The following is a 24,902-nucleotide window of genomic DNA, read 5'->3' on the forward strand; positions in this document are numbered from 1 at the left end:
CCCGCCGCTTGCAGGTATCGCGCAGCGACGAGATCAATGTCGAGTACTTAAACCCTGCCGGAGCGACTCATAAATCCCCGCGCCGGCATCAACGATGAACAAAAGTGCAATGACGATGCAGACAACGCGCCAGATACCGCGCAGACGAGTCGCACCGAAATACAAACCGACAACACCGACACACAGCGTCGCGGGCCAGTAGATGGCGCCAAACAGAATCACGATGACCGGAAAAGGTATATCGATGGCGATGTCACTCATCCCGGAACGCTCCGTCGCTTGCGTGGCGCACACGCCCACTGACGGTTTCGAAGACATCCGTCGGCCGCCGCCCCTCGACACGTGACGTGCGACTCGACCCCGCGGCCTGCCTCGCGCGCCTGAGAATCACCCCTCCGCCTTCTGACAAACCACCTCGATATTGTGCCCATCCGGCCCGATGACGAACGCCGCGTAGTAATTCGCGCTATAACGCGGCCTCAACCCCGGCGCGCCATTATCTTTCCCGCCCGCCTCCAGCGCCGCACGATAAAACTCGTCGACTTGCCGCCGATTCTCGGCCTTGAATGCGATGTGAAGATGCGCGGGCTTCTCCGAAGTCTGGAACAGGCACAACGAAGGCTGCCACGGACCCGGCGGACAAAGCTCGACGCCGTACGAAGGCTCCCCCTCCGCCGCGACTACTACGCCAAGCGGCTCGAGTGCCTTGAGGAAGAACGCCTTGCTCGCTGCGAAATCACTGACTCCGAATTTGACGTGGTCAAACATGAGTTCCCTCTCGGATAGTTGGGCCCGCCCGCGCCCCGGTGTGATGTACGGATCACCGCGATGTTGCCACATGCAGCCGTCGACGGCTGCCCCGTCCGCCCCATCACCCCAGCTCGAACGACGTCACCCCGAACACGCGATCGATCGCGATCGCGGGCGCTTCTTTCGTGTACATCCGCACGGTTTCGAACACGCTCGTCATCCCGTGCCGCTCCGCCAGCGCGACGGCCGCAGGATTCGTTTCCGGCACGTCGAGCACGATGACCTCGCCGGGCATGCTCGCCGCCAGCGCGCGAAACAGCCCGGTAGCGACGCCTGCATCATCGGCGAAGAGCGGGCCGATCTTGCACCCCTCGTTGCAGCGGCGCACGACACCGTAGCCGGCGACACGGCCGGCGTCGACCGTTGCGAGCGCAACGGCATCCGGCTGCGCGATCCACGCGGAGACGAAACGCTCGCGCGCCGCGGGGAAACACTGGCGATCGTAGGCAAGCAACTGCTCGAACGGCACATCGGCCGCTGCCGCTACATGCGCGCACTCGATGCCGTCCACGCGGCCCTGATAGCGGATGTTCCGGTACGCGAGCCGAAACCCGGACTTCCCGTAGTTCGCTTGCTGGGCGACAACACCATCGAGGCCGACGTTGCGGTCTCCAAGATAACGCATGCCGTGCTGCCAGATTCGCATACCGAAGCCTTTGCCGCGAAACCCGGGCTTCACGATGTAAAGACCGATGAAGCCGAAGTGTTCGTCATAGGCGACGGCGGAAAGGCACGCGACCGGCTCGCCGCGCCAAACGCCGACGAAGAACCCGGCCGGGTCCGCTTCCCTGAAGCAGCGCGGGTCATGCCAGCCGGGATTCCACCCTTCCGCAGCCGCCCATTCGACCGCCATGACTACCTCGTCGGCCGACATGGTGCGCACGATAAAGTCACCGCCTTGATCCATGGTTCCCCTCACTCGCGGCTCTAAGGATTGCCGCCTCGTGCTACGGAAAATGCATCGGGAAAGTGTCGGCAAGCGAGCGCCGGCCAACCGACAGAACAGACCGCGCAATCATGACCCATGCCAGGGCCACCAATCGAATCATCATAATCCCAAGGCCGGGCATCAGCGTGAAGCGGTCATTCCGTTCCGCCGCTGGAGGCCCCGTTATCGATCGAAGCGAATGATCAGGCAGCGCCCGGTGGATGTCCAAAACCTGCCTGCGAGCAGCCATCACGCTAGTTCCGATCCGACGGACAGTTAGCTGTCCTCGAATGTCCGAACGGGCGACCGGCAGCAACGAGTCGCCAAGCGCCCCTCCACCGAAATCCGCGATAAACAAAAAAAGCCCGACAAAGTCGGGCCAATAGGTTTGAGACACAAGGAGAATATCGCCCACCCCACACCGGGCGGTCACGCCGCGCTACACGACGTTCTTTTCGACGATCGGCCGGTTTTCCAGCACTCGCGCCCAGCCGAGCGACGACAGGTCGAGCGTTTCGTAACGCCCGCCCAGAATGAGTTCACTGACGCCGCGCCCCGTCGCCGGCCCCTGCTGCAGCCCGTGGCCGCTGTAGCCGTTCGCGAACACGACGTTGTCGAGTTCCGGGTGATACCCGATGATCGCGTTGTGATCGAACACGTTGTACTCGTAGTACCCGGACCAGCAGTTCTCCACGCGCAGCGCCTCGAACTCCGGCACGCGATTCGCGAGCGTCGGCCAGATCACGTCGTCGAACAGGTCGTGATCGACCTCGTCGAGCGGCAGATCGTCCGGGTCGCGATCCGGGCTCGGCGACGTGCCGCAGATATACGTGCGCCCTTCCGGCCGGAAATACACGCCCGTCGGATCGATCAGCAGCGGGCAATCCGCGAGCTTCGCCGGCGACGACACATTGAAGATGCTGCGGCGCCGCGCATACACGGGAATGTCGATGCCCATCATCGACGACAGCGTGCGCGTCCACGCACCGGCCGCATTGACCAGCGTGTCGCACGCATAACGCTCGCCGTCGCCCGTCACGACATGCGTGATCTTCCGTCCATCGCGCTCGACCGACTTCACGTCGGCGGCTACATAACGCGCCCCGAGCGCCTGCGCTTTCTTGCGCAGCGCCTGCACGAGCCCGTAGCCGTCGAACCAGCCTTCACCGCTCACGCCGTACGCGCCCGATACGAGATCGTCGACGTTCAGCCACGGAAACTTCGCGCGCAGTGCATCGCAATCCATCAACCGGATATCGGCGCCGAGGCTGATCTGCAGCGCATGGTTCTCGCGCAGCGTCGCATCGCCGGCCGCCGTCGCGAGGAACAGGTAACCACCTTCGTGCAAATCGATCGACGGCCGGTTGCCGTCCACTTCGAGCCGTTCGCCGATCGTGCGCAGGAAGTCGATGCCGAACAGCGACATCTCGATCGACAGCGGCGTCGAGAACTGCTGGCGAATCGACGCGGCCGACAGCGCCGACGACGATCGCGCATAGGTGGGGTCGCGTTCGATGACGGTCACGGCGACCGTCGGATCGGTGGCGCGCAGGAAATAGGCGATCGAGCTGCCGATCACACCACCGCCGACGATAACGACTTGAGAACTCACGACTGACTCCAGTTGCACGTAAAAAGCGCGGCCAGCCGGCCACGCCCGTTGGTTGTTCGTGCCGCGTCGCACGCGGCGTCGCGTCCGCAGACTTCCCGGGCGATCGCCCCGGCGTGCGCCGCGATCGCAACCGATCGCTCACGGTATTTCAGCACGTCCGGCATCGCCGCGAAAGTCCGCGCACGCTTGCGTTCAATCCGCCGATTTCGTCGTGACGGGCTGCCACGCGGCGTTCTTCACTTCGTACAGCGTCGAGCTCGGGTTCTTCAGGTCGCCCGTGTTCGTGAACGCGATCGTACCGGTGATGCCGTCGTAGCGCGTGTCCTTCAACGCACCGTTGAAATCGGCCGGCTTCGTCGAGTTCGCCTTCTGCATCGCGTTGATCGCGATCCACGTCGCGTCGTACGCGAACGGCGCATACGCGAGCATGTCGACGCCGTACTTCTGCCTGAATTTCGTTTCGAACAGCTTGCCCTTCGCGAGGCGCGACAGCGGCTGCCCGTATTCCCACACGGCCGCGCCTTCCGCCGCGTTGCCGGCCAGCCTGATGAAGTTCGCGTTCATCACGCCGCCGCCCGCGAGAAACTGCGCGCGAATGCCGAGCTGCCGCATGCGCTTGACCAGCATCGCGGCCTGCGCGTCGAGGCCGCCGAAGAACACGAGATCGGCATTCGTGCTCTTGATCTTCGTGAGCTGCGCGCTGAAGTCGACGGCCTTGTCGTTCGTGAATTCGCGCGCGACGATCGTGCCGCCGTTCGCCTTCACGGACTTCTCGAATTCGTCGGCTTCGCCCTGGCCGAACGCGGTGCGATCGTCGATGATCGCGATGCGCTTCGCCTTGGTCACGCTCGCCGCATACGCGCCTGCGTTGCCGGCGTTCTGCGTGTCGGTCGCGATCACGCGGTACACGGTGCCGAGCCCGGCGCGCGTGATGTCGGGATTGGTCGCCGACGGCGTGATCATCGGAATGCCGGCCTTCGCGTAGATCTTCGACGCGGGCAGCGTCGTGCCCGAATTGAAATGGCCGATCACGACCGCCACCTGCGCGTCGGCAAGCTGCTGCGCGGCCTGCACGCCGGTGCGCGGATCGCTCTGGTCGTCCTGCGACGCGACGACGAACTTCACTGGCTTGCCGCCCACCGTCGTGCGCGCGGCATTCGCTTCGTCGACGGCCATGCGCACGCCGTTCTCGATGTCCTTGCCGTACGCGGCGCCGCCGCCCGTCAGCGGGCCGGCCACGCCGACCTTGACGACCGTCTCCTGCGCATGGGCCGCGCCCGTCTGGAACGCGAGGATCGCGGCGGTCAATGCGACGCCGGAAAGCGAACGAATGCGGAACGTCATGGCAGTCCTTGTTCTGTGGGTCGGAATGCAACGCGCGACCGCCGCGCGTCGGCAACCTCCTGCGTGCCGGTGATGCTGTCCGCCGCCGGGGCGCCGTTCGACAAAGGCGTCAAACCGGTAGCCGATCACTGAGGTTCCGTCTCCGAAGAACCTTTCACCGCGAAAGAGGTGAATGGATTGTGGGTAGCCAATACCTGTGCAGCAAACGAATTATCGGAACTACGTTGTGAGGATTTGTCATCAAGTTCCGTGCGCACGAACGGCTCACGGCCCGCGCGACGGCGGGCCGTGAGCCGAATGCGTCAGTGGGATACGTGCCGGCGCCCGTCCGTCAACGCCGGCCGCGGTAATGCCGATGAAGCATCATTGCTTCGACAACGGCACGCGATCGAGATGCCCGCCGCATCGCATCGTCCGCTCAGTGCCGATCCGTGCCCGTCTGCCTGCGCACCGCATCGGTCGCCTTGCCGGCCTTCTCCTGGATCTTGCCGGCCTGCTGTTCGGCGATGCCTTCCGCTTCCGTCTTGCGGTCGCCCGTCACCTTGCCGAGCGCTTCCTTGAGCGAACCCTTGAGCTGCTTGAGCCTGCCTTCGACGCGATTGCTGTCCATGGTCGTCTCCTGCGATGGTTGGGGAGAGCCGGCGATGTGACGGCCCGCGCCGCACCGCCGAGTGGACAGGTTCGCAAGCCTTCGCCGCGCGCGGCAGATGCGGATGCACCAGCACGCATGGTGCATTCGTACCGATGGCGTCAGTCCTTGCCCTTCGCGCCGCCCTTCTCGCGCGCGCCGTTCGCATCGGCCGCGCCGACGATGCCGCGCTCGCGCGCCCACACGATCGCCTCGCCGCGGCTGTGCACGTCGAGCTTCGCGTAGATCGTCGCGACGTGATTGCGCACCGTGTTCGGCGCGAGCCCGAGACGGCCGGCGATCTCCTTGTCCGCGAGGCCGTGGCACAGCAGGTCGAACACGTCGCGCTCGCGCGCGGTCAGGTCCGACAGTTGCGCGCCCGCGTCCGGCGCATTCGCGTGCCGCACGTTCGCGAGCTTTTCGATCAGCGTGCGGCTGAACCACGACGCATCCTGCATCGCGGTTTCGATCGCGTAGACGAGCTCCATCTCGGTGCGCTTGCGATCGCTGATGTCGAGCAGCGCGACGAGCAGGCAGTCCCGCCCGTGAATCGCAACGGGGTCCGCCGACACGACGCAATCGCGCACGTCGCCATCGAGCGTGCGGATCTGCACGTCGGCGTTGCGTACGCTGCCGTCGCGCGCGAGCCGGGCCTCGATGCGCTGCCACGCACCGCGTTCGGCCCACAGCCCGATCTCGTCCGCGGATTTGCCGAGCAGGTCGTCCTGCGGATGGCCCGTCATCGCGGCAAACGCATCGTTGACGTCGAGAAGCTCGAAGCGGTCGGCCGTGACGATCGCGGTCGCGACCGGCGCCATCCGGAATGCCGTCGCGAAGCGCTCCTCGCTTTGCCGCAGCGCGCGCTCGGCCTGCTTGCGCGGTTCGAGATCCATGAACGTGAACAGCATGCACGCTTCGCCGTTCATGTCGATCGGCTGCCCGGCGACGATCACCGCCTTCGTGCCGCCGTCCGCGAGTTTCAGCACGGCTTCCATCTGCGGAATCGTCGCACCTTCGCCGAGCCGCTCGACCGCGAGCTCGCGCCGCTCGGCCTGTTCGAGCACGTCGATCTCGTATACCGAGCGGCCGAGCACGTCGTCGCGCGCGTGGCCCGACATGTCGAGAAAGCCCTGGTTGACCTTCACGTAGCGCAGATCGTCGAGCCGGCAGATCACGGCCGGCGCAGGGTTCGCGTTGAAGGTGCGCTCGAAGCGCTCCTCGGCGCTCGCCCATTCGGTTGCATCGTGCAGCACGAGCGCAAGGCAGTCGGGCTCGCCGGCCGCGTTCGTCAGTACAAGGCTGCGGATCCGGTGAACCCAGCTCACGGTTTCGTCGGCGGCCGATTCGACTTCGACCGTCACGTCGCTGAACTCCTCGCCCGCGATCACGCGATCCATCGGATAGTGGCCGTCGCGCACCGGATGGTTGTTCCGGTAGCGCAGCCGGAAACGCTCGCGGTATTCGGTCACGGTCGCGCCGAGCGCCTTCAGCTCGGTCACGCCATGCATCGCGAGCGCAGCCTCGTTCGCCCAGACGATCCGCTGGTCGGGCTCGATCAGGATCACGCCCTCGGTGAGCCCCGCGATGATCTGGTGCAACTGGCGCCGATCGGTATGCGATTTGAGCGCCCGTTCGTTTAGCTGTTCGTTCATCGAATGGTTGTCCATGTCGTCAACATGACTGCCGGCCCGGCCACACCTCGCTTCGACACGCGCCGGCCGGCGCGTGCGGCGATGATCGCTTGCCGCACCTCGGCACGACAGGCGCGATTGCACTATCCGTCATAGTACATTCGCACGGCCCGCCGCAACCGTACGGCATCCCGCCATCCGCCGCGCCCGCCGCTCCCCGCGCTGCAGGCGACCGACGCACCCCAACCCCATCACTGCCCCCGTGCAAACGCACTAGCCGATCAGGTGAATTTGCGCGATGCCCACACGCGTTCGCATCGGTACGCTGGTACTGCATCGGCGCTCATGCGCTGCCTTCCAACCCGCAGAGGAGAAGCACGATGAAGCTGCATCAGACACCCGATCCGACGCGGCCCGAACCGCCTCCGGACAGTCCACCCGAACCGTCGCCCGGCACCGATCCGCCGGTTCCGCCGCCGCCCGATGTGCCGCGCCCGGACATCCCGCCGCGCGAGCCCGGTTACGACACGCCGATCGTCCGGTGACCGGCAACGCCGATCGCACTCCCTTATCCAACACGTCAATCGATGGAGAACTTCAATGAACAAGACCCGGCATCTTTCGACGCTGCTCGCCGCCGGCGCGGCCTTCCTGCTGAGTGCCGCGCCGCTCATGAACGCCCATGCACAGGAAAAAACACCGACCGACAACGGCAACGGCATGCAGGCCGAATCGAACCAGCCCGTCACCGACACGTGGATCACGACCAAGGTGAAGAGCCAGCTGGCCGCCACCGACGGCCTGAAGAGTCTCGACATCGGCGTGAAGACGATCGACGGCGTCGTCACGCTGACGGGCGTGCTGCCGAACAAGATCGCCGTGAAGAAGGCGATCGCTGTATCGCGCGCGGTCAAGGGCGTGAAGCACGTCGACGCATCCGGCCTGAAGGCGAAGGCCTGACCTCCCGCGCGGCCGACGCCGCGCAGTTATCCCGCAGTTATCCCATTGCGACAAGGAGCACACCATGAACGAAGACAAGATCAAGGGCCAGTGGAAGCAGCTCACCGGCAAGCTGAAGGCCAAGTGGGGCAAGCTGACCGACGACGATCTCGCAGTCGCGGAAGGCGATCGCGAGTATCTGGCCGGGAAGATCCAGGAACGTTACGGAATCGCCCGCGATGCGGCCGAGAAGCAGTTGAAGGAATTCGATCGCGAGCTGTAACGCAACCGGTAAACTCACCCCGCCGCGGCGCCGCCGGCGTCGCGGCCATCAGGACAACGACATGGGCAAATATCTGATCGCCTGGCTGCTCGGCGTGCCGGTCGGGCTGCTGGTGCTGTTCTATCTGATCACGCACATCCTGTGACGGCGCGGCGCCCGACGCATCTGCACGTTCCCCCTACACCATCGGCTGCGACTCCGTAGTCCATCGCTCGAACGAGCGCACGCATTCCGCTGCATCGCAGCCACCCAACGCAAATCGGGCAGGACGCATGCGCGCCCTGCCCGATCGGCTTGCCCGTTCGGAAGCGAAGCGCGACGCGCCCCGCTTCACGTTCGTTACTTCGCCGCGTTCGCCGTCATCTTGAAGATGCCCTGCGCGTTGCCCGCGTCGAAACGCAGGTCGGTCACCCAGCGGCGCGCCGCCTGATCGAACGTGCGCTTGCGTGTGATGAACTCGTAGAACGAGCCCGGCACGTTGCGCTTCACCGTGCCGCCGTCGCGCGTGCGGAACTCGCGCTCGACGATATCCGCGCGATACGCGGTCTGGAACACGCGGCCCGAGCGCGAGCGCTCGACTTCCGGCTTCATCGGCCGGCCCTTTGCCTTCTCGTCGTCGGACAGCTTGAACACGTCGGCGACGCGGTCGGTCGCATGGTTGAACGCGTTGCCTTCGGTCGAGATCCACGCCATTTCCGCCGATTCCATCAGCAGCGTTTCGTAGTCGAGTTCGTTCGGCAGATCGTGCTGGCGCGCGAACGCGCCGACGATCTCCGGCAGCAGCGCGTGCGCGGCGTCGAGCGACAGCCAGCCTTCGCGTTCGACTTCCCACAGCAGCGCAACGGCCGCCGGCGACAGCGGATCGCGCGACGAGCTCACGACGTTCGTCACGGCCTGCTGGAATTCCTTCGAGAAACGTTCCGGATGCAGTTCGCTGACGAAGAACTGCGCGATTTCGTCCGGCGCATCCTCGTGCGCATACGCGCGGCCGGTCATGCCGAGCTTGTCGAGCGGATAACGGCCGTTCAGGCGGAAGCCGAGCGGACGCAGGATGCGCGTGAACGCGGCCTCGCCCGGCGGCAGCGCGCCCGTGTGCGGCCAGCGCACCGTGCGCAGCGCGCCGTGATCGAAGTAGACCGAGCCGCCGCTTTCGATCGCGTCGGCCGTATATGCGCGGCCGTTCGCCGAACGCTCGAGCAGCCCTTCGAACAGCGCCATGTTCATCGCCTGCGCGATCTCCGCGCGCGTCACGATGCCGTCCTCCCATTCTTCGAGGATGGCCGGCATGTTCAGGGTCGAGAACAGGGCGTCGGTCTTCGCCTGTCCCAGCAGCTTCGTCAGCAAGCTCTCGATATTCGGATTGCGCATCAGGATTCTCGTCTCGGGGGACCGCCGGCAAACGTGCCGGCAACTCGTCGGCCGGCCGCCCATCGGGCGCCTGACCTTGCGTGGGGAGCATTATTCAAAGGGTTGCAGCCGGGCGTAAAGCGAGATTAAATTGACACGTGATGAGTTTTTGGAATTATTGACCGTCCCCGACCCGCTCGCCGGCCCGCGCCGCGCGGGTTCGTTCGTCAGACAAATAGAGCATCATGCGCAAATTCAAGATCCCCAACATGGGCGCACTGGTGGCTTTCGAAGCCGCCGCGCGCCACGAGAGCTTCACGCACGCGGCCAAGGAGCTGTTCCTGACCGAAAGCGCGGTATCGCGGCAGATCGCGACGCTCGAGGCAAGCCTCGGCGTGCGGCTGTTCGCGCGCGTGAAGCAGCGCGTCGTGCTGACGCGCGCCGGCAAGCTGTACGGCACGCAGGTGCGGCGCGCGCTGGAAGCGCTCGACCGCGACACGCTGTCGATCATCGCGCACGGCAGCGGCGGCGGCTACCTGGAGCTCGCGGTGCTGCCGACGTTCGCGTCGCACTGGCTGATCCCGCGCATCAAGAGCTTCTACGACCGCACGCCCGACGTGCGCGTGAACATGGGCAGCCGCACCGACCTGTTCTCGTTCGAGGACACGCACTTCGAGGCCGCGATCCACTACGGCAAGCCGACCTGGCCCGGCACGTCGTCCGACTACCTGTTCGGCGAGGAAGTCGTGCCGATCTGCTCGCCCGCGCTGCTCGACGGGCCGGTCGAGCGTGTCGAGGATCTGCTCGCGTATCCGCTGCTGCACTCGACGACGCGCCCCGGCGCGTGGGCGCAGTGGTTCGAGACGCATGGCGTCGAGGACATCCGCACGATGCAGGGCGTGCGCTACGAACTGCACACGATGCTGATCAGCGCGGCCGCGGCCGGGCTCGGGATCGCGCTCGTGCCGAAGTTCTTCGTCGAGGAACAGTTGCAGCAGCTCGGCCTGGTCGTGCCGTGCGATGCGGCGACGGTCGGCGATTCCGCGTACTACCTCGTATATCCGACGGAATTCAGCCACAGCAAGCCGCTGGAGCTGTTTCGCGGCTGGCTGCTCGAGCAGGCGAGCGCGTATGCGGCGCCGGACGGAGATGTGGATAGCGCCGACGCGGAGGATGACGAGGACGTCGAGTAGCGCGCCGGTTTCAGGTCACGTTCCGGTCACGCTCAAGTCACGGCGCGACGGCGTCGCACGCGTACCGCGTCGGCACATCGGCCGCGACGACCTTCACCAGCCGCGCGCGATCGGGCGTTTCCAGCCCCGGGCACGCGGTATCCAGATCGCGGATCACGATCGTCGCGCGCCCGTCGAACCGGCACACGCCGTTCGGCTGCGCGGCGGGCAGCCGCAGCCCGCGCGTCGCATCGCGCTGGTTCGTGAAAACGATCACGCCCGCGCGTTGCGAACGGTCCGGCAAGCGCCGCGCCGATGCGTCGTCCTCTTCGAACCACACGTCCGATCCGATCGATTCGTCGCCGTAGTCGAGCGCGTAACGGCCCGACAACGTGATCGCCCGCCCGACATGCACCGCGCGGCACTCCGGCTCGGCGTCGGCCGGCACCGGCTGCGCGCCCGCCGCGGCCGAACCGCACGCCAGCAACACCAGACACAGCACGCGGGCGCGGCCGTTCATGCTCGACACATCAAACGCTTTCCGGATCATGGGCAGTGAGGTGCGGGTCGTCGAAACGAAGACCCGCATTGTCGCGCAGCGCGAGCGTTACATGTGCCACTTCACCGTCGCGGTCAACGTGCGCGGATCGCCGGGCATGTTGTACAGGTCCGCATTGCCGTGCGCGGCAATGAAGTAGCGGCGATTGAACAGATTGTCGAGCGTGAGCGTCACGTCGACCTTCTTGCTGCGATAGCCGGCACCCAGGTTGAACACCGTGAACGACGGCAGCGTGACGAGATCGCTGGCCGACGTGTAACGCGCCGACTGGAACTGCATGCCGGCCGCCGCATAGAAGCCATACGGCAGTTCGCGCTTCAGCCACAGGTTCGCGCTGTGACGCGGCATCAGCCCCGGCGTGTTGCTCGACAGCGCGAGGCCGGCCGCCGTCGATTGCGGCGAACCGTCGACTGTGCCGTTCATGTAAGCGTAACCGGCGTACACCGACCACTTCGGCGCGATCTCGCCGGTGAAGCCCAGCTCCATCCCGCGCACGTGCTGCGTGCCGATCGGCAGCGCATAACCGGGATTCGCGGGGTCGCCGATCTGCTGGTTGGTCTGGCGCATGTCGAACAGCGCGACGCTGGCCGTCGCCTTGCCGCCGAGGTCGAAGCGCGAGCCGAGCTCATACGCGGTGGTCTTCTGCGGCGCGAGCGCGGCGCCGTTCGAGTACGCGCCGGAACTGATCAGCGTATCGGCGAGCGGCGAGAACGACTGGCTGAACGAGCCGTACAGCGTCAGCCAGTCGAGCGGTTCGTAGATCAGGCCGACGCGCGGGCTCCACGCGTGATCGGTGCGGTCGAGATTGACGTTCGACGACGTGTAGTCGTGGCGGATCTGGTTCAGGTAGTCGAAGCGCAGGCCGGCGAGCACCTTCCAGTGCTCGGTCAGCGAGATCAGGTCCTGCGCGTAGACGCCCGCGAGCCCGACGACGGTCGACGCGTTCGTCTTCGCACGCGCGCCGGTCGGCACGCCGGGCAGGATCACCTGCTGCGGATTGAAGAGGTCGTAGGTGGCGACCTTCGTCACGTTGTAGACCGTGTCGAACTTCTGCTGCTGCGACAGCTCCAGCCCGTACAGCAGCTCGTGGCGCATGCCGAACAGCGACGTCTTCTGCGTGAGCTCGAACAGGCCGTCGATGCCGTGGTCGGTGCGCTGGCGCGTCGACTGGTCGAGCGTCACGACCGGGTGCGCGGCCGTCTTGATCGGCTCGAACGTCACGTAGTTCTTGCGTTCGAGCGAGAAGTCGTACGCGCGGATCGCACCGTGGAACGACAGCGAATCGTTGAAGCGGTGATCGAGCGACACCGTCGCGCTCTTCGCGGAGACGTCGTTGTACGAGCTGTTCGCCGCGTCGGCCGAGCCGTAATACGTGTTGATCGGCACGTCGACCGGCCGGCCGCGATACGCGGGCAGGCCCTGGTCGGACGTGCGGCGATCGTGCAGGTAGTCGAATTCGACGTTCAGCACCGTGTTGCTGTCCAGCTTGAACTGCGCGGACGGCGCGATCGCCTGGCGGTTGAGCTGGAACTGGTCGCGAAAGCTGTTCGAGTTCTCGGCCGCGCCGGTGATGCGGAAGCGCGCCGCATCGTTCGCATTCCAGCCGAGGTCGAATTCGCCGCGCCGCTCGCCGCGCGTGCCGAGCGTCACGCCCACGTCGCGCACCGGGTTCGCGTCCGGCCGCTTCAGCACGCGATTCACGATGCCGCCCGCCGAGCCGCGCCCGTACAACACCGCCGCCGGCCCCTTCAGCACCTCGACGCGCTCGACGTTCGACAGGTCGCGATAGTAGAGCGCGTCGTCGCGAATGCCGTCGACGTACTGGTCCGTGATGCTGTTGAAACCGCGGATCGTGATCTGGTCGCGCTGGCCGTCGCCCACCGAGAAGCCGACGCCCGGCACGTTGCGCAACGCGTCCTGCATCGACGACGCGTTCTGGTCCTCGATCACCGCGTGCGGGACGACGTTCACCGTCTGCGGCACGTCCATCAGCGACATGTCGGTCTTGGTCGCCGCGCGCGACCGGCCCGCGTCGTACGACGCATGCTCGGCGGCCGCATTGACGGAAATCGCGGGCAAGGTCGCCGCGGCGTCGCTCGCCTGCGCGAACGAAGTGCGGGCGCCGGCCAGCGACGTGACGATCAGAAGCGCATGGCAAGCGCTCGTGTTGAGTTTCATCGTGAACGTAGGAGGTGAAGGAAAAACGGCGAACGGAAACGCGTCCGGTCGACGCGCGAATCGCGCAGCGACCGACGAAGCCTTTCCGTGAACTGGATGGCGCGCGGGGGATCGCCCCGTCGCGCATGCCGGCGGCGAACGGCCGGCGCGGGTGGATGCCGGCCGGCACGACCGGCACGAAAAAAGCCGTGACGTCCCGTCACGGCTCGTAATGGTGCGAAATAATAAACGAGAATGATTCGTGTTTTCGATTAATTTTTAACGTGTCGCCTGCCCGCAACGTGCATGCGCATTGCGCTCTGCATTCCTGACGAATGCCTTTCATTTTCAGGCGCTAATCCGCGCATCGCCGAAAGCAAACAGAAAGAAATCGATCGACCGCATCAAGTGGATCGTGCGGAAACGGTCAGGCAGAAGGTGGGGTTCGGGATACGACGACGAAAGACTTGAAGAGGATCACGAAGGATCAAGTAAAGCAGGAGCGGCACGTATTCAACGGTCCGGTGCGCGCCGGACCGGGCAACCCCGACCCGGCGCTCCGGGCAGCCGACCTCGCATCGGCAGCGCGGCGGACCTTCTTCTGTTGTTCACTACATCTGCTCTCTCAGGCTCGCTTCATTTTTTTCTTCGTCGCGCTGCGCCATTATCCGCCCAAACCAGCCGGAGTGAAACGTTTGCGGTTGCAACAAACGCGTTATACCGGCCATTCGGAAACAGTCTTTCCGAATGCTTACGATGCATATGCCGCGATCCGGCAATTCTTGCATTCGCGTCGGCGTTCCTTTTTAATGGAACTGGTTCCAATCGCTGATTCAGCCATGTTCCAGCGTGACGTGTCGTCGTCCGCGCGTCATCATGCCGATTCAGGATCGAGGATCATTCAGCTCAGGATTCGCATCGCCCGTCCTTCCCGGACACCTAGTCAAACGAGACCGTCATGCCCGATTCCGCCTCCCTGCAGCAACTGTTTCCCGCGTATCAAGACATCCCCGCCGAGTTCCGGCTCGCTTCACCGATTCACCAGCGCGTATCGCTCGTCGACGGCGAACTTCGACCGTGGGACGGCGCGACCAAGACCGTGCTGTCGCCCGTGTGTGTGCGGCAGGCGGACGGCAGCGTCGAGCAGGTCGAGATCGGCAGCTATCCGGTGATGGGCGAAACGGAGAGCGACGCGGCGCTCGACGCCGCGGTGCGCGCGTACGACTCGGGCCGCGGCGAGTGGCCGACGATGAAGGTCGAGCAGCGTATCGCGTGCATGCAGGACTTCATCAAGCGGATGGTCGCGCAGCGCGAGCTGGTCGTGAACCTGATCATGTGGGAGATCGGCAAGAGCCTCGCCGATTCGCAGAAGGAATTCGACCGTACCGTCACGTACATGACGCAGACGATCGATGCGCTGAAGGAGCTCGACAACGCGAACTCGCGCTTCGTGATCGCGGAAGGCACGATCGGCCAGATCCGCCGCACGCCGCTCGGCGTCGTGCTGTGCATGGGCCCGTACAACTATCCGCTGAACGAGACCTTCGCAACGCTGATCCCCGCGCTGCTGATGGGCAACACCGTGGTGTTCAAGCCGCCTCAGTACGGCACGCTGCTGTTCGAGCCGCTGCTCGAAGCATTCCGCGACGCGTTCCCGCACGGCGTGATCAACACGATCTACGCGCCGGGCGCGGTGGTCGTGCCGCACATGCTCGCGTCGGGCAAGATCAACGTGCTCGCGCTGATCGGGTCGAGCAAGGTGGCCGATCACCTGAAGAAGCAGCACCCGAAGTCGCACCGGCTGCGCGCGATCCTCGGCCTCGACGCGAAGAACGCGGCGATCGTGCTGCCCGACGCCGATCTCGACCTCACCGTGAAGGAATGCCTGCTCGGTGCGCTGTCGTTCAACGGCCAGCGCTGCACCGCGCTGAAGATGCTGCTCGTGCACCGCTCGATCGTCGACGAATTCCTGAAGCGCTTCACCGCCGCGCTCGAACAGCTGAAGATCGGCATGCCGTGGGAAAAAGGCGTCAGCATCACGCCGCTGCCCGGCATGCATCGCACGGCCTACATGACCGACGCGATCGACGACGCGAACGCCAAGGGCGCGCAGGTCGTCAACCACTCGGGTGGCGAATTCAGCAAGACGCTGTTCTATCCGGCCGTCGTGTATCCGGTATCAGAAGGAATGAAGCTGTACCGCGAGGAACAGTTCGGGCCGATCATTCCGGTCGCGCCGTTCGACGACGTCGACACCGCGCTCGACTACGTGACGACGTCGGAGCACGGCCAGCAGGTCAGCATCTTCGGTTCCGATCCGGTGCAGATCGGCGCGCTCGTCGATCCGCTCGTGAACCAGGTGTGCCGCGTGAACATCAACTGCCAGTGCCAGCGCGGGCCCGACGTGTTCCCGTTCGCGGGCCGCAAGGATTCGGCCGAAGGCACGCTGTCGGTGAGCGACGCGCTGCGCGCGTTCTCGATCCGCTCGATGGTCGCGGCGAAGCAGACCGACAGCAGCAAGCAGTTGCTCGACTCGATCGTGTCGGATCACACGTCGAAGTTCATCAATACGGGCTTCATTTTCTGAAGCCGTCGTGAAGCGGGAACCCTCCGCCGCGCGTCGATGCTGCGGAGGGTTTCAGCGAACACCGCGCTGCTTGTCATACGTTCGACGCCAGCAGCCGGATCCCCGCCACGCCGAACACGACCGCAAGACACGCTTCCATCGCGCGACGGCCGCGCACGTATAGCCGGCGCGCGCCGTCCATCGAGAACACGAGCGCATAACCGCCGAACACCAGGCACCCGATCACGACACAGCCCGGCACGACCGCGCCGTGCGACGCGCCCGCGCCGTTCGACGACAGCGCGACGATCGACACCCACACGAGAATGGCTTTCGGATTGGTCAGGTGCAGCGTCGCGCCGCGCGCGTAGAAGCGCGACAGCCGCTGCTCGCGCGCCGCGTTCAGCGACGCCGCCGCCGTGCCCGACAGCGCCGTGCGCCCCGACTTGAATGCGAGCCACAGCAGGTACAGCCCGCCGAAGATCTTGATCGCGACCAGCAGCTTCGACCATGCGAGCAGCGTGGCCGACACGCCGAGCGCAAACGCGAGCGCCGCCTTGCGGCCCTGGTTCGCGGCGACCGACATGATCGCGAGATTGCTCGGCCCCGGGCTGGCCGTACCGATGAAATAGGCCGTGTAGGCCAGCAGCAGGTTGGCCGAGAAGAAGGCGTGGACGCTCATGTCGAATCTCGCAGGGGTAATGCGGAGATTGTTGGCAAACGCGCGCCGTCTGCCCATGGACAATTGCGCGGCGAATCGCTGGGCCAGTTCGATGGCCACGCCAATCGAATCGCCGTTCGTGAAACCGTCTCGGATATGAAACACCCGGCGCATTCACCGCCCGTTTCCCCATGCAACGGAGCTCGTCCCGTTTCAACGTTTGCCGCCAGCGAATGCACGGCAGACGCGGGCGGAACGCGTGGATCGGCACGTTTCCGCCGTTCGCCGGCAGAAACGCACCGCGCGTTCCGCCCGCGTTACGTTACATCCGTGAAGCATTTCGCGTCGCCGAGCCCCTGCGTGCGCCTGACGTCCACCACGCCCCGCCTGTAGACACCCTCCTCGACCGCCTGCGCAACCCACTACCGGCGGGACTCGCCGGCCGGCGCCGGATCGCCGCTCGACGTTGCTCGACAATCGGATCGCGGCGCTGGTACGGAAACTGCATTCCGTTCCGGTAAAAGCCGCGCCGACGACCCGCGCGGACACAAATTCAACCTCGGGCGCATCCACGAATACGCCCGAACGATCCGCGCAAGCAACGAGGCCCCTCATGGATGCGCTGCCCAATTCGTCCGACACGGCGTTCCAGCTCTTTCTCGCGAAGGTGCTCGAACAGCCGCTGCCCGACTGGACCGAAAAACAGCAGATGGAACTCGAGATGGCACGCACGCTGTCGACCGAAATGGTCCACATCGCCGAAGAGATGCGCGGCCGCGCGCCCGATCTCCCGCGCTGCCTCGTGCTGCTCCGTTACGCGAAAGTGCTCGACTTCATGCTGACGTCGCTCGCCGCGCGCCGCGACATTCATCCGCAGACGCTGCGCACGCTGTTCCGGCTCGCGAACCTGAAGGTCGACGATTCGTATCCGGCGTGACGCGGCCCGGCGAGGCGGCTTGACGAACCGGCTGCCGTAGAAAGCCAGCTTCCGATACGAGCGAATGCGCGCATCGATCGCCGCTGCGATCACGAAGCCGAGCGACGCATGACGCGGTAACGCCGCGCACACGTGCGCTCGCGCGCCGGCTTATCCCGATCATCAGCGCTGCGGCCGGCCCTTCCCCGCAAACGGATGTACAATCGCGCGCCATGAACGCACTTCGCCGCTTCCTGCTCCGGCAAGGCGTCGCGCGACAGTTTCTGTGGGGTTTCCTCCTCGTGACGCTGCTGTCCCGCGCGCTGATGTCGGGTGCCGTGATGCTCGATCCGGACGGTCCGGATGCGGGCTCGGTGGTGCTGTGTTCGGGCCGTGGCCCGCTGATCGTCGACGTGGCCGCACTGGCCGCCCGCTTCGATGCCAGCGCGCCGATCACGCCGGCCAACGACGCGCTGGCGCTCGTCGATGCGCTCAAACACGACGCGCATGCCGACAAGACGGCGCCCTCAGGAAACGGCGACAGCCTCTGCGCATTCGGCGCCGCGCTATTTACGGCCCTCGCGTCGTTCGTGCTGCTGGTGCTGCTGTTTCCCGCCGCGGTTCCGCGGCGTTTCCGGATTCCTCCCGATTTCCTTCCTGTCGTGCGGTCGATATTCGACGATCGCCCGCCCTCCCGCGCCCCTCCTCTGTTCTGCTGAACGTTCCGCCCAACGGCTCGTGCACGTCGATGTGCATGGGCCTTCATGCCGTTCGTTTCACCACACCTGATTCAAGCGTTCACCCGACTGCCCGCGTCGCGCGGGCGACGCCGCCTTGCGCATGGCCTGCGCATCGGGCCGCGCTGCCCATTACGTCGATGCTCGCATGCCGGTGTGTGACGCGTTGACGGCGGCCGGCCCGCGCCGGCCTCGCCGATCGACGATCACGAGGAGCTGACACCATGTCGACCACCACCGTCGAGCGGGCGATTTCGCCCGCCCATTCCGCAAGCGCCGGTTACCGGACGCTCTGGCGCTGGCATTTCTATGCCGGCCTGTTCGTGATGCCGTTCCTGGTGATCCTCGCGATCACGGGAACGCTTTATTGCTTCCAGCCGCAGATCGAGCCGCTGCTGTATCCGCACCGGCTGCTCGTCGAGCCGCGCGCCACGCCGAGGCTCGACCCGGACGCGCTGCTCGCCCGCGCACGTACCGCGATGCCGGCCGGTGCGACGCCGGTTTCCGTCCAGGTCTCCACCGCGCCGGACCGCAGCGCCGAATATGTATTCCGGCTGCGCGACGGCAGCCGCGAGAGCGTCTACGTGAACCCGTACGACGGCAGCGTACTCGGCACGCTGAGCGTCGAGCGACGCTTCATGCAGGTCGACCGGATGCTGCATCGCAAGCTGCTGCTCGGCAAGACGGGCGAATTGCTGATGGAGCTCGCCGCGTGCTGGACGTTCGTGATGATCGGCACCGGCATCGCGCTGTGGTGGCCGCGTGGCGCAGCGCGCGTCGGACGCGCGCTGCGGCCCGACCTGTCGCTGCGCGGCCGGCCGCTGTGGAAAAGCATTCACGCAACGGCGGGCATCTGGCTCGCGGCCGGCACCGTGGCGTTCATCCTGACGGGGCTGCCGTGGTCGGGCTCGTGGGGCAAGAACTTCAAGGCGCTCGCCGCGACCGTGAACCTCGGCGCGCCGGAGGGCGCATGGGGCGGCGCGGCGGTGCGTTCGACGCGCCCGGGCGCAGCGGCGGAACCTGCGCGCGCGCAGGCCGACGCGCCGTCCGGCCACCATCACGAATCGGGCGAGTCGATGCCGGGAATGGTGATGGACGACCTGCCTCTGCCGCAAACGCCGTGGGCGGTCGGCAACGTGCCCGTTCCGCATTCGCCGTCCGCGCCGACGCCCGCGCCGCTGCCGCTGGCACGCGCGATCGCGATCGTCGCGGGGCTCGGCGTGACGAGCGGCTACACGCTCGCGCTGCCGTCGGGCGCGGATGGAGTGTTCACCGCGTCGTACTTCCCGGCCGACCCGAAAGCGGAGCGGACGATCTACATCGATCAGTACAGCGGCGCGGTGCTGAAGGACATCCGCTACGACGACTATGGCGCGGTGTCGAAAGCCGTGTCGTACGGCACGTCGCTGCACATGGGTCGTTACTTCGGGCTCGCGAACCAGATCATCTGCGCGGTGCTGTCGCTCGGGCTCGCCGCGATGGCCGTCACGGGCGCGGTGATGTGGTGGAAGCGCCGCCCTGTCGGCAAGCTGGGCGCGCCGTCGCGCGAACGCGGCACGCCGCCGATGCGCGGCTGGATTACAGGGCTCGTGCTGCTCGGGATCGTATTCCCGCTGATGGGGATGACGATCGTCGCGGTCTGGTTGATCGATCGTTTGCTGTTCGGCCGTGCGGCGCGCGCGGCAGCGTGATCGCGAAGCGATTCAACCAATCCAAAGGATTCCGAAGCATGAAGTTCAGATTGATGCTGCCCGCTGCGTTGCTCGCGGCCTTCGCGCCCGCCGGGCAGGCCCAGGAAAGCGCCGTCACGCGCGCGGGCTCGCCGCGCGCCCCGCCATCCACTTCCGATAGCGCCGCGTCTGGCATTGCGCGGCCAGTTGCTGCCCGACCAGCGCGCGCAGCGGCGACACCTGCGGGTTCGTACGTCGCCCTGCGCTGAGCCGCGTAAGCTGGAACTTGACGACCGCCATGTTGGCCAGCGCGCCCAGCGCCTTGCTCTTCCACCGGATCGGCTGCAGCACCGGCGCGCTGTCCTTGCCGGCCCGCCAGTCGCGCGGCAGGTTCGGATCGATCGACAGCGCGGTCGCGATACCGACCATCGCCACGCCGCTTTCGACCACCTGTTCTGCGACCGCACGGCGCCGGATGCCGCCCGTAACCATCAGCGGCATCCGAGCGACGGCCGTGATGTCGCGCGCGAATTCGAGGAAATACGCTTCGCGGGCAAGCGTGCGCCCGTCGCGCGCCTCGCCCTGCATCGCCGGCACTTCGTAGCTGCCGCCCGACAGTTCGACGAGATCGACGTCGAGCGGGTTCAGCAACTCGACCACGCGCTTCGCGTCGTCCGCGCTGAAACCGCCGCGCTGGAAGTCGGCCGAGTTCAGCTTGACCGCGACGACGAACGCGGGCGACACCGTCGCGCGCACGGCCCGCACGATGTCGAGCAGCAGGCGCGCGCGATTTTCGATGCTGCCGCCCCACTGGTCCTGCCGGCGGTTCGTCAGCGGCGACAGGAACTGGCTCAGCAGATAGCCGTGCGCCGCATGAATCTGCACGCCGGTGAAACCGCTTTGCTCCGCAAGCTGCGCCGCGCGCACGAAACGCTGCTGCACCTCGGCGATATCGGCTTGCGTCATTTCCTTCGGCACCGGGAACTGCTTCGACAGCGCGCCGAGCGCGAGCGGCACGGCCGACGGCGCGAGCGTCGTCTGGCCGAGCGCCGCCTGCATCTGGCGCCCCGGGTGGTTGATCTGCATCCACACGTGCGCGCCGCCCGAGCGCGCGATCTGCGCCCAGCGGCGGAAACGGTCGAGATGCGCGTCGCTCTCGAGCACGACACCGTTCGGCCCGGTCATCGCGCGGCCGTCCACCATCACGTTGCCGGTCAGGATCAGCCCGGCCTGGCCGTCGGCCCAGGCCTGGTACAGGCGCAGCAACGCGTCGGACGGCGCGTGATCCGCGTCGGCCATGTTCTCTTCCATCGCGGCCTTGGCCAGCCGGTTCGGAATCACCGCACCGTTGGGCAGTGTCAGGGGCGTAAACAGGTTCATGGAGCGCATCCTCGATTGACGATGCCCAACGATAACTTTAAAGTCAACTTTAAGGTCAAGCCCCTTTGGAGCACCACATGAAAATCGGCGAACTGGCGCGTGCCAGCGGCCTCGCGGCGTCGCGCATCCGCTTCTACGAAGCGAGCGGCCTGCTCGAACCGGCCCGCCGGCAGGCGAACGGCTATCGGGAATACGGGCCGGAAGCGTTGACGCGGCTCGCGATCATCGACCGTGCGCAGCGCGCGGGTTTCGCGCTCGACGAAATCCGCGCGGTGCTGCCGCCCGATCTCGGCGCGTGGCCGCGCGACGAACTGCTGGTCGCGCTGCGGCACAAGGTCGACGAGATCGCGCTGCTCGAACAGCGTCTCGCGCAGAACCGGCGCCATCTGGAGACGCTGATCGACGAGATCGAGAACAAGCCGGAAGGCGAGGATTGCGCGGGCGCCGCGCAACGCATGCTCGACCGGCTGTGCGAGCAGGACGGCGAACCGCTGGCGCCCGCGCCCGTCGCACGGCCGACGCGCAAGCGTGCGTGACTGAGTGCACTGCGACCCCAACCGATCCATCAACCCGCACTGCGGCGAGACGAGACGACGCATGCGCGCCGGCTTCCGCACCGCTACCTCCTGACCTTCTTATCTGCATGACGATCCCCCGCATCAGAGGATTCCTCGTTGCCGCGCTGCTGACATTCGGCATCGGCAATGCCTACGCCACGCAATGCGGCGACACGCCTCCGTCGATCCGTTGCCCGGACACCTCCGATCTTCCCGACGACATCGTCGCGCAGCTTCCCGCCGGCTATGAAGCGCTGGATGCCGCATCCGGGCGCCTGACCGACAGCCCCCGCAACGGCTATCTCGTCGTCGCGCATCGGCCCGGCGATTCGATGCGCACACCGTCGCCGCGTCCGCTGCTGATCTTCCTGCAAGGCAAGGACGGGCGCTACCGGCTGGCCGCGCGCAACGACACCGTGATCATGAAAGCCGACGAAGGCGGCATGGGCGATCCGTATCTCGATGGCGTCGCCGAGAACGCGCTCACGATCGAGCCGCGCGCGTTCACGGTCGAACAGGGCGTATTCGCGGGCCACAACCACTGGCGCGACCGCGTGACGTTTCGCTACGACGTCGCACGCCGCACGTGGGTGTTCCATCGCGAAGTGCTCCGGAACTGGCGATTCAACTATGAGCAGGACGGCGATGCGCTGAAGGCCGACCCGGTTCGCATCACGCGCGCCGATGCGGCGAAAGCCATCGCGTTCGAAGCGTGGCGGCCGAGTTATTGGTGCGAATCGAGCGAGCGGCGCGAGACCGATCCGGCTTGCCGCAAGCAGCATTGACGGCGGCGCGGCTGACGACGACGGAGGCGGGTACTGTCGAGATTCACGTAACGCTGAACTCGGCGTAGCGCACACTGGCGGCCGAAAGTGATTGGGCGCAGGCGTAGCAACCGAAGCCATCGAGCACGGGGCTGGGCGGGGCCTGCCATAGGGAGCGACGCGGACGTCGGGTCGTCCGACTCGGTTCGGCCAATACCGGCCATTCGCCTGCACGTCGGAGATCGGCGACAATGCTTCGGCCGTGAGCGATTTCTTAGAATCAAGGAGCAGTCGTCAATATGAAAATCGGTGAGCTGAGGTCGCTTGGCCACAATATCGCCGATTCACTGGCCAGCGGCATCGGCTTGATGATCGGTATCTACGACGTCGATGTATTTTCAGAGGCAGCAGCGGGTCCCGAAGGTTTTATTGTCGTGAACTTCCTTGATGGAACGGCGTTTGGCAGTCCAGTCTCGGCGAAGCTACAACACGCAATCTATCTTTACTGTGACGCGCTTCCGGCACTTTGTGACAAACACCGCGTTGCATTCTCTGACATCAAAATGTTGAACGCTCGATATGGAACGGATCAGGTATACGGTCGACACTTTGCCGTCACCGTCGAAACCACAGCGGGTAGAAAGGCAACTGATCAGTACGTTGGGATTCCCGGTAGAAAGTTGCACCGAACTGGATCATGATGTTTGGTTTTGGCCACCGAGGAAGCGGCCGCTCTGGCGAAGCATGAGTGGGCCGTATGGGTCGCCACCGTCGCCGTTCCACCTCGTCTGGCAGTGGCCGGCCAGCTTCGGTCAGTCGAATTCAAGCTTCGAATCGACGACAGTACTGAGGTACAGAAGCCGCCCAACTCGCCTCCCGGCGTCTGCATTCTGTTGCTTAAAGGCCCGGCGCTGGTCGCCAATGAACAAATGGTGGGTATGGGACACCGTTTAAGAAGGCCAGAAATACTTCGACAACTTGGTCGGCCATGAACCATTCATCTGAGCGCATCGGAATGTTGCCCGCCCGGAAAACCAAGACGGTTCCATCGGCGCGCACGGGTGACGGTTTGTCGTGGAATGCCCTCCACCGCTGCGCATCAAATTCGTAACGCTCGATCATGCAACTAGCACCGCCGCCCGCTACCTGCACGTAGTTACCACGAGCGTCAGTCAACGATGCATAAGAAGATTTGCCATAGCTTCGCAGCGATTGCAGCAATCGGGTGATCTGTCGTGGAGTTGGCGAGATGATTTCCGCTTTCCCTTCGATCTCGAATTTCATTTGCTGATTCGCTCCGATTCATCCAGCCAGACGTGAATCCTACCAGCGCCAAAGCCTGATGCTGAATGGCCGTTAGCGGCAAACCTGATTGACCGCTTAGGGTCGATCTGCGCCGGTCGCGCGTTGTAGGGCGGTGGCCGGCCGCGTTCGGCTGCGGATTCAACCCGTCGATGCAACACACTTGAGGCTGCATAGTAGCGAGGAGTGTTGCAATGAAACAGAGACGGCGGATCTACTATACAGACAGCCAGAAAGCGCTAATGTGGGAGCGCTGGCGCAAGGGCGAGTCGCTGCAGCAGATCGCCCAGTTGTTTGATCGGAACCATTCCTCGGTACAAGGGATTCTGGCCGAAACGGGGGGGCATACAGCCAAAGCAACGGCACCGTTCGAGCTTGGCACTAACCCTTGCCGAGCGGGAGGAGATCTCGCTCTCAGTGGTTGCTGGCGATTCGATTCGCGCGATTGCGATTCGGCTCGCACGTGCTCCGTCCACCATTAGCCGCGAGCTCAAGCGGAACGGCGGCATACAGGGTTATCGGGCGAACGATGCTGACGAACTTGCGTGGGAGCGAGCCCGGCGCCCCCAAGTCTGCAAGCTCGTCAGGAACCGGGAGCTCGCCCAGGTCGTGGCAAGCAAGCTCAGGCTGCAGTGGTCACCTGAGCAGATCGCCGGTTGGCTTAAGCACGTGTATGCGGTCAACAGGGACTATCAGGTGTCGCACGAAACCATATACCGCAGCCTCTATATACAAGCTCGCGGTGCACTCAAAAAGGAATTGCTCGAGCATTTACGGCGCTCGCGAGCTATGCGTCGTTCGCGTCATCACACGATGAAGACCGACGACCACGGCAGAATCTGCGACACCGTCCCGATTAGTGAACGTCCCGCGACCGTTGATGATCGTGCGATACCGGGCCACTGGGAAGGCGATCTGCTGTTCGGCAGCGCGAACAGC

The 24,902-nt window shown here is 65.4% G+C and carries 25 protein-coding genes and 1 pseudogene; 12 read left to right on the plus strand and 14 right to left on the minus strand.

Going from position 1 to position 24,902, the window contains the following annotated elements; genetic code table 11:
• Positions 1-33: 33 nt before the first annotated feature.
• The 8 genes from ACM6JT_RS14530 to ACM6JT_RS14565 form a co-directional block, all read right to left on the minus strand.
• Entirely contained in the window at positions 34-261 is a 228-nt protein-coding gene (locus ACM6JT_RS14530) for a hypothetical protein (protein ID WP_105389773.1), read from the minus strand.
• Between the two features lie 126 nt (positions 262-387).
• Complete coding sequence (locus ACM6JT_RS14535) at positions 388-768, minus strand: VOC family protein (protein WP_105389774.1); 381 nt, start codon at positions 766-768, stop codon at positions 388-390.
• A gap of 103 nt (positions 769-871) precedes the next feature.
• Complete coding sequence (locus ACM6JT_RS14540) at positions 872-1,717, minus strand: GNAT family N-acetyltransferase (RefSeq protein WP_414856747.1); 846 nt, start codon at positions 1,715-1,717, stop codon at positions 872-874.
• A 460-nt stretch (positions 1,718-2,177) separates the two neighbouring features.
• Positions 2,178-3,350 carry an NAD(P)/FAD-dependent oxidoreductase gene (locus ACM6JT_RS14545; RefSeq protein ID WP_034181984.1) on the minus strand — a complete coding sequence of 391 codons (1,173 nt, stop codon included), beginning with the start codon at positions 3,348-3,350 and terminating at the stop codon, positions 2,178-2,180.
• Complete coding sequence (locus ACM6JT_RS14550) at positions 3,347-3,514, minus strand: hypothetical protein (RefSeq protein ID WP_165948115.1); 168 nt, start codon at positions 3,512-3,514, stop codon at positions 3,347-3,349. The genes ACM6JT_RS14545 and ACM6JT_RS14550 overlap by 4 nt, the downstream gene beginning before the upstream one ends.
• A gap of 28 nt (positions 3,515-3,542) precedes the next feature.
• Positions 3,543-4,694: a branched-chain amino acid ABC transporter substrate-binding protein gene (locus tag ACM6JT_RS14555; RefSeq protein WP_175746688.1), complete on the minus strand. Its 1,152-nt coding sequence runs from the start codon at positions 4,692-4,694 to the stop codon at positions 3,543-3,545.
• Between the two features lie 418 nt (positions 4,695-5,112).
• Entirely contained in the window at positions 5,113-5,304 is a 192-nt protein-coding gene (locus ACM6JT_RS14560; RefSeq protein WP_034181982.1) for a CsbD family protein, read from the minus strand.
• Positions 5,305-5,444: 140 nt separating this feature from the next.
• Positions 5,445-6,974, minus strand: coding sequence for a PAS domain S-box protein (locus ACM6JT_RS14565; RefSeq protein WP_407971666.1), 1,530 nt, complete (start codon positions 6,972-6,974; stop codon positions 5,445-5,447).
• Positions 6,975-7,333: 359 nt separating this feature from the next.
• On the opposite strand from ACM6JT_RS14565, the gene ACM6JT_RS14570 reads away from it, so the two are divergent.
• The 3 genes from ACM6JT_RS14570 (at position 7,334) to ACM6JT_RS14580 (ending at position 8,175) form a co-directional block, all read left to right on the plus strand.
• Entirely contained in the window at positions 7,334-7,498 is a 165-nt protein-coding gene (locus tag ACM6JT_RS14570; RefSeq protein WP_165948116.1) for a hypothetical protein, read from the plus strand.
• A gap of 55 nt (positions 7,499-7,553) precedes the next feature.
• Positions 7,554-7,913, plus strand: a complete 360-nt coding sequence (locus ACM6JT_RS14575; RefSeq protein ID WP_414856718.1) for a BON domain-containing protein — start codon at positions 7,554-7,556, stop codon at positions 7,911-7,913.
• 64 nt (positions 7,914-7,977) lie between these two features.
• The gene (locus tag ACM6JT_RS14580) at positions 7,978-8,175 is read left to right on the plus strand and encodes a CsbD family protein (protein WP_034181980.1); all 198 of its coding nucleotides are present in this window, start codon (positions 7,978-7,980) and stop codon (positions 8,173-8,175) included.
• A gap of 339 nt (positions 8,176-8,514) precedes the next feature.
• On the opposite strand, the gene ACM6JT_RS14585 is transcribed toward ACM6JT_RS14580, so the two are convergent.
• Complete coding sequence (locus ACM6JT_RS14585; protein WP_414856719.1) at positions 8,515-9,543, minus strand: DUF1338 domain-containing protein; 1,029 nt, start codon at positions 9,541-9,543, stop codon at positions 8,515-8,517.
• A 224-nt stretch (positions 9,544-9,767) separates the two neighbouring features.
• On the opposite strand from ACM6JT_RS14585, the gene ACM6JT_RS14590 reads away from it, so the two are divergent.
• Positions 9,768-10,715: a LysR family transcriptional regulator gene (locus ACM6JT_RS14590; protein ID WP_034181978.1), complete on the plus strand. Its 948-nt coding sequence runs from the start codon at positions 9,768-9,770 to the stop codon at positions 10,713-10,715.
• Between the two features lie 37 nt (positions 10,716-10,752).
• Here the strand turns inward: ACM6JT_RS14590 and ACM6JT_RS14595 are convergent, their stop codons facing one another.
• Positions 10,753-11,214, minus strand: a complete 462-nt coding sequence (locus tag ACM6JT_RS14595; RefSeq protein ID WP_414856720.1) for a hypothetical protein — start codon at positions 11,212-11,214, stop codon at positions 10,753-10,755.
• A gap of 87 nt (positions 11,215-11,301) precedes the next feature.
• Positions 11,302-13,431 carry a TonB-dependent receptor gene (locus tag ACM6JT_RS14600; RefSeq protein WP_414856721.1) on the minus strand — a complete coding sequence of 710 codons (2,130 nt, stop codon included), beginning with the start codon at positions 13,429-13,431 and terminating at the stop codon, positions 11,302-11,304.
• A 937-nt stretch (positions 13,432-14,368) separates the two neighbouring features.
• Here ACM6JT_RS14600 and ACM6JT_RS14605 point away from each other — a divergent pair.
• Complete coding sequence (locus ACM6JT_RS14605) at positions 14,369-15,997, plus strand: NADP-dependent glyceraldehyde-3-phosphate dehydrogenase (RefSeq protein ID WP_175746692.1); 1,629 nt, start codon at positions 14,369-14,371, stop codon at positions 15,995-15,997.
• Positions 15,998-16,070: 73 nt separating this feature from the next.
• Here ACM6JT_RS14605 and ACM6JT_RS14610 read toward each other — a convergent pair whose 3' ends face one another.
• The gene (locus ACM6JT_RS14610) at positions 16,071-16,658 is read right to left on the minus strand and encodes a LysE family translocator (RefSeq protein WP_414856722.1); all 588 of its coding nucleotides are present in this window, start codon (positions 16,656-16,658) and stop codon (positions 16,071-16,073) included.
• A gap of 592 nt (positions 16,659-17,250) precedes the next feature.
• Here ACM6JT_RS14610 and ACM6JT_RS14615 point away from each other — a divergent pair.
• From ACM6JT_RS14615 to ACM6JT_RS14625, 3 genes are all read left to right on the plus strand, one after another.
• A complete protein-coding gene (locus tag ACM6JT_RS14615) occupies positions 17,251-17,574 on the plus strand; it encodes a hypothetical protein (protein ID WP_034181973.1) in 324 nt (107 codons plus the stop codon).
• Between the two features lie 212 nt (positions 17,575-17,786).
• The gene (locus tag ACM6JT_RS14620) at positions 17,787-18,272 is read left to right on the plus strand and encodes a hypothetical protein (RefSeq protein ID WP_175746694.1); all 486 of its coding nucleotides are present in this window, start codon (positions 17,787-17,789) and stop codon (positions 18,270-18,272) included.
• A gap of 242 nt (positions 18,273-18,514) precedes the next feature.
• On the plus strand, positions 18,515-19,981 hold the full coding sequence (locus ACM6JT_RS14625; RefSeq protein ID WP_414856723.1) for a PepSY-associated TM helix domain-containing protein: 1,467 nt from the start codon (positions 18,515-18,517) through the stop codon (positions 19,979-19,981).
• Positions 19,982-20,095: 114 nt separating this feature from the next.
• On the opposite strand, the gene ACM6JT_RS14630 is transcribed toward ACM6JT_RS14625, so the two are convergent.
• Entirely contained in the window at positions 20,096-21,340 is a 1,245-nt protein-coding gene (locus ACM6JT_RS14630) for an NADH:flavin oxidoreductase/NADH oxidase family protein (protein WP_414856724.1), read from the minus strand.
• Positions 21,341-21,417: 77 nt separating this feature from the next.
• On the opposite strand from ACM6JT_RS14630, the gene ACM6JT_RS14635 reads away from it, so the two are divergent.
• From ACM6JT_RS14635 to ACM6JT_RS14645, 3 genes are all read left to right on the plus strand, one after another.
• Positions 21,418-21,876 carry a MerR family transcriptional regulator gene (locus ACM6JT_RS14635; protein ID WP_414856725.1) on the plus strand — a complete coding sequence of 153 codons (459 nt, stop codon included), beginning with the start codon at positions 21,418-21,420 and terminating at the stop codon, positions 21,874-21,876.
• A 107-nt stretch (positions 21,877-21,983) separates the two neighbouring features.
• A complete protein-coding gene (locus ACM6JT_RS14640; RefSeq protein WP_414856726.1) occupies positions 21,984-22,682 on the plus strand; it encodes a hypothetical protein in 699 nt (232 codons plus the stop codon).
• Positions 22,683-22,960: 278 nt separating this feature from the next.
• On the plus strand, positions 22,961-23,362 hold the full coding sequence (locus ACM6JT_RS14645) for a hypothetical protein (RefSeq protein WP_407971825.1): 402 nt from the start codon (positions 22,961-22,963) through the stop codon (positions 23,360-23,362).
• Between the two features lie 196 nt (positions 23,363-23,558).
• Here ACM6JT_RS14645 and ACM6JT_RS14650 read toward each other — a convergent pair whose 3' ends face one another.
• A complete protein-coding gene (locus tag ACM6JT_RS14650) occupies positions 23,559-23,945 on the minus strand; it encodes a hypothetical protein (RefSeq protein ID WP_217590327.1) in 387 nt (128 codons plus the stop codon).
• 212 nt (positions 23,946-24,157) lie between these two features.
• Here ACM6JT_RS14650 and ACM6JT_RS14655 point away from each other — a divergent pair.
• Positions 24,158-24,902: pseudogene (locus ACM6JT_RS14655) on the plus strand (IS30 family transposase); the annotation flags it as partial.

The sequence above is a fragment of the Burkholderia sp. IT-111MI5 genome (genome assembly GCF_949752865.1).
GTDB classification, from domain to species: domain Bacteria; phylum Pseudomonadota; class Gammaproteobacteria; order Burkholderiales; family Burkholderiaceae; genus Burkholderia; species Burkholderia pyrrocinia_C.